Annotated in this window: 7 protein-coding genes, 3 pseudogenes and 1 riboswitch; of the genes and pseudogenes, 6 read left to right on the top strand and 4 right to left on the bottom strand. The window is 67.3% G+C overall.

The window, feature by feature from the left end:
- Window positions 1-2: 2 nt before the first annotated feature.
- The 4 genes and pseudogenes from KZO24_RS02290 to KZO24_RS02275 all read right to left on the bottom strand — a co-directional run bounded on the left by KZO24_RS02290 (window position 3) and on the right by KZO24_RS02275 (window position 4,689).
- A complete protein-coding gene (locus KZO24_RS02290) occupies window positions 3-749 on the bottom strand; it encodes an ABC transporter ATP-binding protein (protein WP_008833418.1) in 747 nt (248 codons plus the stop codon).
- The gene (locus KZO24_RS02285) at window positions 746-1,711 is read right to left on the bottom strand and encodes a FecCD family ABC transporter permease (protein ID WP_486486767.1); all 966 of its coding nucleotides are present in this window, start codon (window positions 1,709-1,711) and stop codon (window positions 746-748) included. Before KZO24_RS02285 ends, KZO24_RS02290 begins: the two co-directional genes overlap by 4 nt.
- Window positions 1,712-1,985: 274 nt before the next feature.
- Window positions 1,986-2,519 (bottom strand): annotated as a pseudogene (locus tag KZO24_RS02280) (helical backbone metal receptor); the annotation flags it as partial.
- Between the two features lie 325 nt (window positions 2,520-2,844).
- Window positions 2,845-4,689, bottom strand: coding sequence for a TonB-dependent receptor domain-containing protein (locus KZO24_RS02275; RefSeq protein WP_271184641.1), 1,845 nt, complete (start codon window positions 4,687-4,689; stop codon window positions 2,845-2,847).
- A gap of 106 nt (window positions 4,690-4,795) precedes the next feature.
- Window positions 4,796-4,987, bottom strand: a riboswitch (cobalamin riboswitch).
- Window positions 4,988-5,274: 287 nt separating this feature from the next.
- On the opposite strand from KZO24_RS02275, the gene KZO24_RS02270 reads away from it, so the two are divergent.
- From KZO24_RS02270 to odhB, 6 genes and pseudogenes are all read left to right on the top strand, one after another.
- Window positions 5,275-6,453, top strand: coding sequence for a cell wall hydrolase (locus tag KZO24_RS02270; RefSeq protein ID WP_271184640.1), 1,179 nt, complete (start codon window positions 5,275-5,277; stop codon window positions 6,451-6,453).
- Between the two features lie 150 nt (window positions 6,454-6,603).
- Entirely contained in the window at window positions 6,604-6,948 is a 345-nt protein-coding gene (locus KZO24_RS02265) for a hypothetical protein (protein ID WP_008832361.1), read from the top strand.
- A gap of 455 nt (window positions 6,949-7,403) precedes the next feature.
- Complete coding sequence (gene mdh / locus KZO24_RS02260; protein ID WP_008832363.1) at window positions 7,404-8,366, top strand: malate dehydrogenase; 963 nt, start codon at window positions 7,404-7,406, stop codon at window positions 8,364-8,366.
- A gap of 136 nt (window positions 8,367-8,502) precedes the next feature.
- Window positions 8,503-9,393: a succinate--CoA ligase subunit alpha gene (gene sucD, locus KZO24_RS02255; protein WP_008832364.1), complete on the top strand. Its 891-nt coding sequence runs from the start codon at window positions 8,503-8,505 to the stop codon at window positions 9,391-9,393.
- Window positions 9,394-9,721: 328 nt separating this feature from the next.
- Window positions 9,722-12,570 (top strand): annotated as a pseudogene (locus KZO24_RS02250) (2-oxoglutarate dehydrogenase E1 component).
- A gap of 8 nt (window positions 12,571-12,578) precedes the next feature.
- A pseudogene (odhB, locus tag KZO24_RS02245) lies at window positions 12,579-13,810 on the top strand (2-oxoglutarate dehydrogenase complex dihydrolipoyllysine-residue succinyltransferase).
- Window positions 13,811-13,830 lie beyond the last annotated feature (20 nt).

The raw sequence follows: 13,830 nt of genomic DNA, 5'->3' as shown, positions 1-13,830 counted from the left end.
GCTCACCCCAGCGAAAGCGCACGCGCTCCCGGCTCGCCCAACCAGCGGGCCGGACAGCCCCAAACGTTCCGGATGACGTCTTCGGACAGCGCGTGGCCGGGCTCTCCGTCAGCGGCGATCCGTCCCTCGTGCAGCACCATGACGCGATCGGCGTAGTTCATCGCGGTCGCCAGGTCGTGAAGGACCAGCACCACGCCGCGGCCCTGGCGGCCTTGCTCGCGCAGGCGCCCCATCAATGCGAGCGCATGGCCGAGATCGAGATTGGCCAGCGGCTCGTCCGCCAGCAGCCAGGCCGGGCCAGTCGCCAGCACCCGCGCCATCAGCGCCCTCGCCCGCTCACCTCCCGACAGCTGCGAGACGGGTCGTTTCCGGAATGCCTCGAGGTCCATCGTCGCGATCGCGGCATCGATCGCGGTCCGCCCACCGCCCGTCCCTGTATCCTGCCAGGGCAGGCGGCCGAGCCCGACCAGCACTTCGACCGTGACGTCCCACGCCACTTCGGGGCTTTGCGGAAGATAGCCGATGCACTGCGCGCGTTCCCGCGGCGGCACCGCATGCATCACTCGTCCGCCCAGCGCGGCAACGCCGGTATCGGGCTCCACCAGTCCCGCCAGGCAGGACAGCAGCGTCGACTTGCCCGCGCCGTTCGGTCCGCAGATCGCAGTGACTTCCCCCGCATGGATGGTCATCGTCAGGTCGCGCAGCCGTCCCGCGATGCCGAGCCCCACCGTGTTCAGCGTCCCGGTCATGCCAGCCCCCGCCGCATGCGCAGCAGCAGCGCAAGGAAGAACGGCGCGCCGATCAGCGCGAGCGCAATCCCCAGCCGCAGCTCTCCGCCCGCAAGCGGGAGGACGCGGCAGCCGGCATCGGCAACGAGCAGCAGGAGTGCCCCCGCCAGCGCGCTCGGCACCAGCAGCGAGGACGGCCGCCGGTCGGTCAGCGGCCGAACGAGATGCGGGACCATCAGTCCGACGAAGCCGATCACACCCGCCACCGCAACCGCCGCGCCGACCGTCAGGCCCACGCCCGCGATCATCAGCGCCTGTTGTCGCCTCGGCTCGAAGCCCAGCGAACGCGCCGCCGCCTCGCCCAGTGTGAGCGCGTCGAGCCCCCGCCCGGCCACCAGCAGCACGCCGAGTCCCAGCAGCGTCAGCGGCCCGGCAATGACGACCTCGCGCCACGAACGGTCGGCCAGCGCGCCCATCAGCCAGGTCACGATCTCGCTCATCGCGAACGGCGTGGGCGAAAGGCTGATCGCAATGCTCGTCAGCGCCCCCGCCAGGCTGGAGATCATCAGCCCCGCCATCGTGAACAGTGCGACGCCCGCCTCACGCCCCGCGATCAACGCCAGCAGCGCCATCGCCCCGCCCGCGCCGACGAGAGCGAAGACCGGCAGCAGCCAGACCGACGCGGCATAGCCGGTCCAGAAGCTCAGCACCGCACCCAGCGCCGCGCCCGGCGCGATGCCGAACAGGCCCGGATCGGCGAGCGGATTGCGCAAGTAGCCCTGCATCGCCGCCCCCGCGCCGCCAAGTCCGGCGCCGACGATCAGCGCCAGCAACGCGCGCGGCAGGCGCAAGTACAGCAGGATAACCGAAGCATTGTGTGTGTCGGACGCAAAGGGATCGATCCACACTCGCCCCGCCAGCAGCGACAGCGGCACGGCGAGCGCGAGCAGGACGACGAGGATCGGAATCAGGCGGCGGTTCATGGATGAAGGTCTGCCGTTGTGCCGGGTGCTTCGACAAGCTCAGCATGAGCGGAGCTTGTGCGATTCCCCCATCCCCGCTCACCCTGAGCTTGTCGAAGGGCCTGGGGTTATCGAGAGATCGCCGCACTTGCGCGAACCGGGCCAGTGCCTTGGGTACGGTCGGCCCGCCGCACCAGATCAACGAACGGTCGAGCGGCGCGCGGATCATGCCCCGGACTTTGGCGAGAGCGGGATGGCGCAGCATCCGGTCCTCCTCGCCGGCGGGCGACCCCACGGTGAAGACCACGCGCGGCGGATCGGCCACCACGCGTTCCAGCGGCAGGTAATCGGCCTGAGCAAGCCCGCGCGCGGCAGCGGCATTGGCAAACCCGGCGCGGCGCATGAGATCGGCGATCAGCGTGTGGTCGCCTGCGACGATGCCCCCGGATTCCCACAGCAGCGCCTGCACCGGCCGCACGCCGGTCGGCGGCTTGGCACGGGCGACGGCAGCCTCCATCCGCCCGGCCAGTTCCTCCCCTTCCGAACGATTGCCCGCCAGCTTCGCCAGCCGCCGCACTTGCGCGAGCGCTTCGGGAAGGTCGGCGGGAAGCGGCTCGAGCACGACCTCCAGCCCCATGTCGCGCAGGGCCTGCGCGGTGGCCGGCGGCGTGTAGCTGCTCGCCACCACGACATCGGGTTCGAGCGCGACGACATCCTCCACCGCGTCCGACACTTCGGCGAACTGCGCGGCGCGGGCGAGATCCATCGAACTGGCCGAGGGATCGTGGCTGTAGTGGGAGATCGCCAACAGTTGCCCCGGCGACGTCACCTCCGCCAGCACCGCGTCGGTGCAGGGGTTGAGCGAAACGATGCGCGGCCGCACCGATCCCTCGACCGGCGGGTCCGACCAGGGTTGGCAGGCGGCGAGCGTCAGGAGCAGCGGGGTAACGGCAAGCCACCCGAAGCCCGCTTGCGCTCGTGCTCCTCGTCATTGCGAGCGCAGCGAAGCAATCCAGGGCCGCGCAAACTGCCCTGGATTGCTTCGCTGCGCTCGCAATGACGAGGGGTCAGGGAACCATTGCAAGGAGGGCGGTCCACGGCCAGCGGTCCCGAAACAAGTCCGGGACGACGCCTGCCGGGAACCGCCCTTTCGCTCACATCTTCACGCGGATGCCGGCATAGGCCGAGCGCCCCGGCGTGCCGTACGTGCGCACCACTTCGTAATGCTCGTCGAACAGGTTCTCGACGCGGCCATAGACCTCGACGTTGTGCGTCACCGCGAAGGCGCCGCGCAGGCCCACGACTACGTTGCCACCAACGTACTGCGTGTTCGCGGTATCGTCGTAGCGCCCGCCGCCGACGCGCAGGTCCGCGCCGAGCTTCAGACCGACCGCCCAGGCCTTGTCGATGCTGGCGTAGAGATTGCTCTTCGGACGACGCGCCAGCTGCGCGCCGGTGTCCTCGTTGACGGCGTCTAGGTAGGTATAGGCGAGGTTCACATCGAAGCCCTGCCAGTCGGTCACCTGCATCCCCAGTTCCACACCCTGCGCCCGCGAGCGGCCGACGTTGTAGTAGTTCCAGTTCGCGAGATCATAGTCGATCAGGTTCTTCGTCTTGCGATCGAAGTAGGTCAGCGTGAAGCGGCCGGTCCCTTCGGCGAAGGGCTGCTCCAGGCCCACATCCCAGCTTTTCGACGTCTCGGGATCGAGCGCGCGGAAGCCCGCGTTGGTGTAGAGCTGGTAGAGCGAGGGCGCCTTGAAACCCTCGCCGTAGCTGGCCCGCAGGACCGGGGCGCTGTCGCCGCCGCCGATCACCCAGGCGCCGTTGGCGGCGAAGGTCGTGCGGTCGCCGAAGTCCGAGTTGTCGTCGTAGCGCAGGCCGCCGTTCAGCGTCAGGCCGGCGAACGGACGCAGCGTCAGGTTGCCGAACAGGCTGTCGATGGTGGTCGAATCCTTCGAGCCATAGTTGTCGTCGAACTTCTGCTTCTCGGTCTCGCCGCCGACCAGCACGCTGGCCTGCTCGATGGGCGCGAAGCTGACCTGGCCCTCGAAGCGCTCGGTGCGGCCGTTGGTGGTGTAGGGGCCGAACACCGCGTCATCGGAGATGCGGCGCGTGTCGTTGATGCCATAGCCGACACGTGCGTTCAGCCTTCCGTCGAGGCCCGCATAGCGCAAGTTCGCATAGCCCAGCGTATCGCGCTTCATCCCGACGTTGAGGGCATCGGCGCCGGTGTTGTCGTAATCGTAGTTCGCCTTGGTGTAGAACCCGCCCGCATCGGCCGAGAGGCCCGGCGCGAACTCGATCGAGGCGCGGGCATTGGCGCTCTTGCTCTCGAAGCCGTCCTTCTCTGTGCCGCCGCGGCGCTCGTTGAAGGCAGAGAAACCGTCGCCCTTGAGCCAGTTGCCGCCCAGCGTCAGCCCGACCGGGCCGACGAGACCCGCCGCCGAGACACTCGCCTGCTTGCGGTCGCGCCAGCCATACTCGGCCTGGCCGCGCGCGGTCCACTGTTCGGTCGGGCGGGCGGTGATGAAGTTGATGACGCCGCCCACCGCGCGGCTGCCCCACAGCACTCCCGAGGAACCGCGCACGACCTCGACACGGTCGAACTGGCCGATCGGCAGCGCGCCGAAGTCGAAGCCGCCGCCGACGTCGCCGGGATCGTTGATGCGCACGCCGTCGATCAGCACCAGCGACTGCGCGTTCTCGGCACCGCGCACGAAAACGCTCGCGGGCTGGCCGAAACCGCCCGACTGCACGGTCGAGATGCCGGGGATGCGGGCAAGCACGTCAGTGGCGGTGGTCGCCTGCGTGCGCTCGATCTGGTCGCGGGTGACGACGCTGACGGACTGGCCGACCTGGCTAAGGGGCGTCGGGGTGCGCGTGGCCGTGACCGTGATGTCCGTGCGCGGATGCGTGTCGAGCAGCAGCGGCTCGTCATCCTGTGCCAGCGCAGGCGTACTCACCGCAAGCGCGGTGCCGAGCAGAAACAGATACTTCATATGTCCTCCGAACCTTTGAACGTGCTTGTGCCGTTCACGGCGGAGGCATGCGCGCCTTCCTCATGGCGCGTCACACTCGCTGCATCCGGAAGAACCCCGTCCGGCTGCGGAACGACCGTCTCGGGCAGGTCTCCTGGCTCCCGGATCGTCAGTCGCGCCATCCGCCTTCCCGGCCCTCATACGGGCCAGTGGCATGGTGGAGGCGGCCTCCCCGGTCACAGTTGCGGGGGCAGCGCCGGTATTCGCACCCGGCTTCCCTCTTAGGCCCTTGCGGGCAACCCATGACGTAACCGCGCGGATAGTGCGGCATACAGGGGTTGGCAAGCATTCGTCGTCCCGGACTCGATCCGGGACCGGTGGCTGTCTTTAGACGCGAGCCATGGGCAAGGCGCCACGCCGCAAGGACGGCCGTTCACGGCCAACGGTCCCGGATCAAGTCCGGGACGACGGGGTGCAGCCAAATCTTAAGCCCTTAAGCGTACAGAGCGTGGCTGTACCGCAACGGGACGGCCCGGAATGCCCGGATGCGCGCGCACCGGGCACAGGCTAGGCCGGTGCTGCCGAATTGCGGCCGAAAGGAACCGAGTGAGCCCTGCCCCTTCCATTCCCGGACCAGACGCCGCCCCGGCGCCGGTGATGGATTCGCAAGGCGCTCCGTTCGAACGCCCGCGCGATTTCGTCGGCCGCTACCCGCGCCGTGCCCGCTCTATCGGGCACCGCCCGGTCGTCCTGCGCCGCCGCTGGACTTTCGCCGTGACCGCACTCGCCGCCGTCGCCCTTCCCGCCTTCGCCGCGCCGGAAGGCTGGGACAGCTTCGCCATCGCCGACGCCGCCCCGCAAGGCGCCGAAGCACTGCCCATGCCGTTCGAGCAGGCGGGCGCTAGTTTCCCCGGCTCGGCCTTCTATTACCTCGAAGCCGAGAAGGCCCCGCTGCAGGTCGGCGAAGGCATCCGCTCCGACGCCGACGACAGTGTCTCCGGCCCGCTGGCTACCGCGCGGCCGATCTACATCGACAACTCCGGCGTCGACCGCACCCGCGCGCTGCAGTGCATGACCGCCGCGATCTACTACGAAGCCGCGAGCGAGCCCGACGCGGGCCAGCGCGCGGTGGCGCAAGTCGTGCTCAACCGCATGGCCCACCCGGCTTATCCCAAGACCGTCTGCGGCGTCGTCTACGAGGGGTCGGAACGTTCGACCGGCTGCCAGTTCTCGTTCACCTGCGACGGCTCGCTCGCCCGCCGCCCGCAGCGCATGTTCTGGGACCGCGCCGAAAACGTCGCGCGCCAGGCGCTGGCAGGCTACGTCTACACGCCGATCGGCCTCGCCACGCATTATCATACCGTCCAGGTGAACCCCTACTGGGCGCCGAGCCTGCAGTACCTTTCCACCATCGGCGCGCACCGCTTCTACGCGCTGCGCGGCGAGGCGGGCAGCGCGGCGACGTTCCGCTTCGCCTACCTCGGCGGCGAGCCGATGGCCGCTCCGCATCGCCATGACGACAGCGCCGATGCCGCCGCTGCAGCAGCGGCACTCGACCCGCTCGCCGTCCAGCGCGCATTCGGCACGGCCCAGCCCGTGAAGGCAGAGCCGGTCGCGCAGGCAACCAGCCCGACCATGCCCATCCAGCCCAGCCCCGCCTATTCCAGCGAAGTGCAGCAGCGCGGCGGGGATTCGCTCTATACCGCCCGGAATATGCCGGGTTCGCAGGGCATCAAGGCCGAGTACGCAAACTCCGGCCGCTGGATCACCCAGCCCGCAAATTGAAGATAATCGATTGCAACGGAGGCACCCGGGGAATGTCCCTAGGTGGTATCGTCAAGACTTGAGAAACCACGTCCCTGCATGATGGGTTCATCGCTGCCGGGGTAGAGGGTTGATCCGTCGACACCCACCAAGAAGAGAGACTATCCGCCCATGACCATCCGCTTCGCCGCCGCCATGAACGGGACGATGCCGGCCATTGCCGGAGTGCTCTGCACCGGCGCGCCGCTGGGCGCGGTCAACGACAACGGCCCCCTTCTCCCGCGCCCTAGCCTGCGCTCCATCGAGAGCAAGCCTGCCGCCGAGATCGACGCCGGCATTGCCGAAGCCCTCATGCATTTCGCACGCCACGGCCTCTCCGCCGCCGAACAGGCCCGCGTCGAGGCCGAGGCCGCCCATGAACGCGGCGACACCGCCGCACGCGCCCGCTGGCTGAGCATATGCCGCCACCTCGACCGCCGCATGGCCGCCGCTCTGGCCAAGCGCCTCGCGAGTTGAACGCCTAATCCTCCCTGTCGCGAAGCGATGGGGAGGTGGCAGTCGCGAAGCGACTGACGGAGGGGTGGGTTGCAATCCCCTCCACCACCGACTACGTCGGCGGTCCCCCTCCCCATCGCTTCGCGACAGGGAGGATGAGAGTTTCGACGAGTCGCACCCAAAGCGACTTGCGCTCGCCATATCCCCGTTCGATACCATCCCCAGCGCCGCTAAACCCTTTCGCAACATTGCCGACAGGTGAACAAACAGGCGATTTTCCGCCATTTCACCCCTTTATTGCAATTGCGAACTATTATCAGATAAAAGCTGATGCAAAGACCCCTTTGCCGGTTGCAATGGTCTTCCAAGGGGCGTAGGGCCGCCCTCGCAAACACCGGCACCTGCCATTTGCGGGATTAGCGCAGGCCGCCTTGAAGTCCGAGAAATCCCGCCCTCGGGAAGGACACGAACGGATCATGGCTCGTAAGAAGATTGCCCTTATCGGCGCCGGCAACATCGGCGGTACGCTGGCGCACCTCGCGGCGCAGAAGGAACTGGGCGACATCGTCCTGTTCGACGTCGCTGAAGGTCTCCCGCAGGGCAAGGCTCTCGATCTCTCGCAGTGTGGTCCGGTCGAAGGCTTCGACGCCAAGATCACTGGCACCAACGACTATGCCGACATTGCCGGCGCCGACGTCATCATCGTCACCGCCGGTGTCGCCCGCAAGCCCGGCATGAGCCGCGACGACCTGCTCGGCATCAACCTCAAGGTGATGAAGTCGGTCGGCGAAGGCATCGCCGCCAACGCACCCGACGCTTTCGTGATCTGCATCACCAACCCGCTCGATGCGATGGTCTGGGCGCTGCGCGAATTCTCGGGCCTGCCGCACAACAAGGTCGTCGGCATGGCCGGCGTTCTGGACTCGGCGCGCTTCTCGACCTTCCTCGCATGGGAATTCGGCGTCTCGATCCGCGACGTGAACACCTTCGTGCTCGGTGGCCACGGCGACACCATGGTCCCGGTCGTGCAGTACTCGACCGTCAACGGCATCCCGGTTCCGGACCTCATCAAGATGGGCCGCACCACCCAGGAGAAGATCGACGCGATCGTGCAGCGCACCCGTTCGGGCGGCGGCGAGATCGTCGGCCTGCTGAAGACCGGCTCGGCGTTCTACGCACCGGCCGCCTCGGGCATCGCCATGGCCGAAGCCTACCTAGGCGACCAGAAGCGCATCCTGCCCGTCGCCGCCTATGTCGATGGCCAGTACGGCGTTGACGGCCTCTACGTCGGCGTGCCCGCAGTCATCGGCGCGAACGGCGTCGAGGAAGTCGTCGAGATCGAACTGGACGAGGAAGCCAAGGGCAACCTCCAGGTCTCGGTCGACGCGGTCAAGGAACTGCTGGTCGCCTGCAAGGGCATCGACGGCACCCTCGCCTGAGTTTTTGAATACCGCCCCCGCGACTGCCCCTCATTGTTGATACTCTCACAATGATGGGTAGCGCGGGGGCAAAATAGTTTCTTGGAACCTCCCCGGCCCAATCCGGCTGCTTCCACGATCAGGAACAGGAAAACCGATGTCGATCCTCGTTAACAAGAACACCAAGGTCATCACCCAGGGCATGACCGGCGCGACCGGCAGCTTCCACACCCAGGCTGCGCTCGACTACGGCACGCAGATGGTCGCGGGCGTGACCCCCGGCAAGGGCGGCCAGACCCACATCGGTCTGCCCCAGTACAACTCGGTCCACGAAGCCAAGGCCGCCACCGGCGCCAACGCCTCGTGCGTCTACGTGCCGCCGTTCGGCGCCGCCGACGCGATCCTCGAGGCGATCGACGCCGAGATCGAACTGATCATCTGCATCACCGAGGGCATCCCCGTTCTCGACATGGTGCCCGTGAAGCGCGCCCTCACCGGCTCGAAGTCGCGCCTGATCGGCCCGAACTGCCCCGGCGTCCTGACCCCCAACGAGTGCAAGATCGGCATCATGCCCGGCAGCATCTTCTCGCAGGGTTCGGTCGGCGTCGTCTCGCGCTCGGGTACGCTGACCTATGAAGCCGTGTTCCAGACCACCGCGGCGGGCCTCGGCCAGACCACGGCTGTCGGCATCGGCGGCGACCCGGTCAACGGCACCAACTTCATCGACATGCTCGAACTCTTCCTCGCTGACGAAGCCACCAAGTCGATCATCATGATCGGCGAAATCGGCGGCTCGGCCGAAGAAGAAGCCGCGCAGTTCCTCAAGGACGAAGCCAAGCGCGGCCGTCGCAAGCCGATGGCGGGCTTCATCGCCGGTCGTACGGCCCCTCCGGGCCGCCGCATGGGCCACGCCGGTGCGATCGTCTCGGGCGGCCAGGGCGGCGCCGAGGAAAAGATCGCGGCGATGGAAGAAGCCGGCATCAAGGTTTCGGCCAGCCCCTCGCTGCTCGGCGAGACGCTGGTGGAAGCCATCAAGGCTTTCGCCTGACGAATTGAGGACGGATCATCGTGACCACTCCCGTCATTGCGAGCGTAGCGAAGCAACCCAGGGCGGTTTACGCCGCGCTGGATTGCCGCGCTCCTTCGGGGCTCGCAATGACGAAGGGGGTTTGGTGATCCGGCCTTGAGGTGCTCATCGCGGCGTGGTTTCACGGAACTGCATCGCGATGTGGCGCTTACCATGACGCGCAAGGGGCATCCGGTCCCGGCGTGAGTACCTAGCGGACTAGCGGCCCTCCCTCCCCGGAAAAATCCGTCAGCCCGCCAAACTGAAAACGTCGGACAACCCTGTCCGGGCGTGGCGATAGGTGATTCCTATGGGCGACGAGAGTTTCGATTTCACCCCGGACGCGGCACTGGACGAAGTTCAGGCCGGTCCCAGCTGGCAGCGCGGCAACTGGCCCCTCGTCGGCGGCGATGCCGAGGACGACTGGACGCAGGGACTTGATCCCACCGTCCTGAAGGCCGAGATCAAGAAGGCGGCCGCGAAAGGCGGCGCCCCGATCGACCAGTCCCGCATAGACGAAGCGGCGGCCGATGCAATCCGCGCGATGATGCTGATCCGCACCTATCGCGTGCGCGGTCACCTCGCGGCGGACCTCGACCCGCTCGGCCTCAACCAGCGCAAGCTGCCTGCCGACCTGACGCCGGAATACCACGGCTTCGCGGGCGCCGCGCAAGACCGCAAGGTCTACGTCGGCGGCGCGCTCGGCCTTGAATGGACGACCGTGCGCGAGATCGTGCAGATCCTGCGCGCCAACTACTGCGGCAAGGTCGGCCTCGAGTACATGCACATCTCGGACACGGAGGAGCGCCGCTTCCTCCAGGACCGGATGGAAGGCGCGAACAAGGAAATCGAGTTCACGCCGGAAGGCAAGAAGGCGATCCTCGCGGCCGTCGTGCGCGGCGAGCAGTACGAGAAGTTCCTCGGCAAGAAGTACGTCGGCACCAAGCGCTTCGGCCTGGATGGCGGCGAGTCGATGATCCCTGCCCTCGAGGCGGTGATCAAGTACGGCGGCCAGCTCGGCGTGAAGGAAATCGTCTACGGCATGGCTCACCGCGGCCGCCTGAACGTTCTCGCGAACGTGATGGCCAAGCCCTACAAGGTGATCTTCCACGAATTCTCAGGGGGACCGCCAACCCCGAGGACGTGGGCGGCTCGGGCGACGTGAAGTACCACCTCGGCACGTCGACGGACCGTGAGTTCGACGGCACCAAGGTTCACATGAGCCTGATGCCGAACCCCTCGCACCTCGAAACCGTCGATCCGGTCGTGCTCGGCAAGGTCCGCGCCTACCAGCAGATCGCGGACGACATCGGCGACGACGTCGGCCCGAACGCCAAGCACAAGCAGGTGCTGCCGGTCCTCATCCACGGTGACGCGGCCTTCGCGGGCCAGGGCATCATCTGGGAGTGCTTCGGCCTCTCGGGCGTGAAGGGCTACAACACCGGCGGCTGCGTCCACTTCATCATCAACAACCAGATCGGCTTCACGACGAGCCCGCAGTTCGCGCGCAACTCGCCGTATCCCTCGGACGTCGCCAAGGGCGTCCAGGCGCCGATCCTGCACGTCAACGGCGACGATCCGGCAGCCGTGACGTTCGCCTGCAAGCTGGCGATCGACTACCGCCAGACCTTCGGCCGCGACATCGTGATCGACATGTGGTGCTACCGCCGCTTCGGCCACAACGAGGGCGACGAGCCGGGCTTCACCCAGCCGCTGATGTATCAGAAGATCCGCCAGCACCCGCCGGTGTCGAAGATCTATTCCGACAAGCTGAAGTCGGAAGGCGTCATCGACGATGCGTTCCTGACGCAGACCGAGGCCGCGTTCACCGAGCATCTCGAAGAGCAGTTCGAGGCGGCCAAGACCTACAAGGCCAACCAGGCCGACTGGTTCTCCGGTCAGTGGAGCGGCTTCCACAAGCCGGCCGACCCCGAGACCGCGCGCCGCAACGTCGATACCAAGGTCGAGCCCAAGCTGTTCGAAAGCCTGGGCCGTACCCTGACGACCGTTCCTGCGGACCTCACCGTCCACAAGACGCTCGCCCGCGTGCTCGCCGCCAAGGAAGAGATGTTCAAGTCGGGCGAAGGCTTCGACTGGGCGACGGCGGAGGCACTCGCCTTCGGCAGCCTCGTCTCGGAAGGCTACGGCGTTCGCCTGTCGGGCCAGGACTGCGGCCGCGGTACGTTCTCGCAGCGCCACGCGGTGTGGACCGACCAGACCGACGAGCGCAAGTACGTGCCCCTCACCACGCTGCCGCACGGCCGCTTCGAGGTGCTGGATTCGACGCTGTCGGAATACGGCGTGCTCGGCTTCGAGTACGGCTTCGCCAGCGCCGATCCGAAGACGCTGGTGCTGTGGGAAGCGCAGTTCGGTGACTTCGCCAACGGCGCGCAGATCATCATCGACCAGTACGTCGCATCGGCGGAGTCCAAGTGGCTGCGCGCGAACGGCCTGGTGATGCTGCTGCCGCACGGTTACGAAGGCCAGGGACCCGAGCACTCCTCGGCCCGTCTGGAGCGTTACCTGCAGCTCTGCGCGCAGGACAACATCCAGGTCTGCAACATCACCAGCCCGGCGAACTACTTCCACGTTCTTCGCCGCCAGATGCGCCGTCCGTTCCGCAAGCCGCTCGTCATCATGACCCCCAAGTCGCTGCTCCGCCACCCGCTGGCGAAGTCCTCGGCTAAGGAGTTCCTCGAAGGCGACTTCAAGCGCATCCTCTCCGACCCCAAGGGTTCGGCCGACGAGGCGACCAAGAAGGTCGTGCTGTGTTCGGGCAAGGTCTTCTACGACCTGCTCGAAGCGCGCGACGCCGCCGAGATCGACGACACCCAGATCATCCGCATCGAGCAGCTCTACCCCTTCCCGGGCGAACCGCTGGCCAAGCGTCTGTCGAAGATGCCGAACCTCGAAGAGATCGTCTGGTGCCAGGAAGAGCCGAAGAACAACGGCTCCTGGTTCTTCGTCGAGCCGCTGGTCGAAGCCGCCGCCGTCGAGGCGGGCGTCAAGGCTCCGCGTCCGCGCTATGCGGGTCGCTCGGCCTCGGCCTCCCCGGCCACCGGCCTCGCCAAGCGCCACACCGCCGAACAGGCGGCGCTGGTCGCCGACGCGCTGCATCTTTCCGTCCGTTCCGAACTCCGTCGCAAGCAGAAGGCTTGAGATAAATCATGACCACCGAAGTCAAGGTCCCCGTCCTTGGGGAATCCGTCGCCGAAGCCACCATCGGCCAGTGGCTGAAGCAGCCCGGCGAAGCCGTTGCCGCTGACGAGCCCATCGCCAGCCTCGAGACCGACAAGGTCGCGATCGACGTCATGGCGCCCCACGCGGGCATCATGGGCCAGCAGCTGGTTGCCGAAGGCGACACCGTCGTCGTCGGCGCGCTGATCGCCACGATCGAAGAGGGCGCAGGCGCTCCCGCAGCCGCCAAGCCCGCCGCTGCGGCTCCCGCTGCCTCGGCACCTGCCACGACCCCGGCTCCCGCAGCCGCTCCTGCGGCTGACGAAGCCTCGGCCGGTGCATCGGTCCTCTCGCCGGCCGTGCGCCGCGCGATCCTGGAGCACGGCATCGACCCCGCGTCGATCAAGGGCACCGGCAAGGACGGCCGCATCACCAAGGACGACGTCCTCGAAGCCGCCAAGAACAAGCCCGCCGCCTCGGCGCCTGCCGCATCGGTCCCGGCTGCTGCTGCCGCTCCGCCGCGCGCGGCGAAGAGCGCGTGAAGATGACGCGCCTGCGCCAGACGATCGCCAAGCGCCTCAAGTCCGCGCAGGACAACGCCGCCCTCCTCACCACCTTCAACGACGTCGACATGTCGGCCGTCATCGAGGCGCGTGAGAAGTACAAGGACGTGTTCCAGAAGAAGCACGGCATCAAGCTGGGCTTCATGTCGTTCTTCGCCAAGGCTTCGGTCCTGGCGCTGAAGGACATTCCGGCCGTCAACGCGCAGATCGACGGCGACCAGATCGTCTACCACGACTACGTCGACATCTCGATCGCGGTCTCGGCCCCGAACGGCCTCGTCGTCCCGGTCGTCAAGGACTGCGACAAGCTGGGCTTCGCCGGCATCGAGAAGGCGATCGCGAACTTCGGCAAGAAGGCCAAGGAAGGCACGCTGACCATGGCCGACATGGCCGGCGGCACCTTCACCATCTCGAACGGCGGCGTGTTCGGTGGCCTCATGTCCACCCCGATCATCAACCCGCCGCAGTCGGCGGTGCTGGGCCTCCACCGCATCGAGGACCGCGCTGTGGTCCGCAACGGTGAGATCGTGATCCGCCCGATGATGTACATCGCGCTGTCCTACGACCACCGCCTGATCGACGGCCGCGAGGCGGTCACCGCGCTCAAGACCATCAAGGAAGCGATCGAAGACCCCACCCGTCTGCTGATCGACCTCTGAGACTGACAAGCCCCGCCCGC

Source organism: Novosphingobium sp. NFX11 (genome assembly GCF_057376415.1).
The sequence above is the reverse complement of the archived record's forward strand: the minus strand, read 5'-3'. Positions and strand labels throughout refer to the sequence as shown.

Coding starts and splice junctions, on each gene's coding strand:
- KZO24_RS02290 (WP_008833418.1), bottom strand. CDS start 749: ATGACCGGGACGCTGAACACGGTGGGGCTCGGCATCGCGGGACGGCTG.
- KZO24_RS02285 (WP_486486767.1), bottom strand. CDS start 1,711: ATGAACCGCCGCCTGATTCCGATCCTCGTCGTCCTGCTCGCGCTCGCC.
- KZO24_RS02275 (WP_271184641.1), bottom strand. CDS start 4,689: ATGAAGTATCTGTTTCTGCTCGGCACCGCGCTTGCGGTGAGTACGCCT.
- KZO24_RS02265 (WP_008832361.1), top strand. CDS start 6,604: ATGACCATCCGCTTCGCCGCCGCCATGAACGGGACGATGCCGGCCATT.
- mdh (WP_008832363.1), top strand. CDS start 7,404: ATGGCTCGTAAGAAGATTGCCCTTATCGGCGCCGGCAACATCGGCGGT.
- sucD (WP_008832364.1), top strand. CDS start 8,503: ATGTCGATCCTCGTTAACAAGAACACCAAGGTCATCACCCAGGGCATG.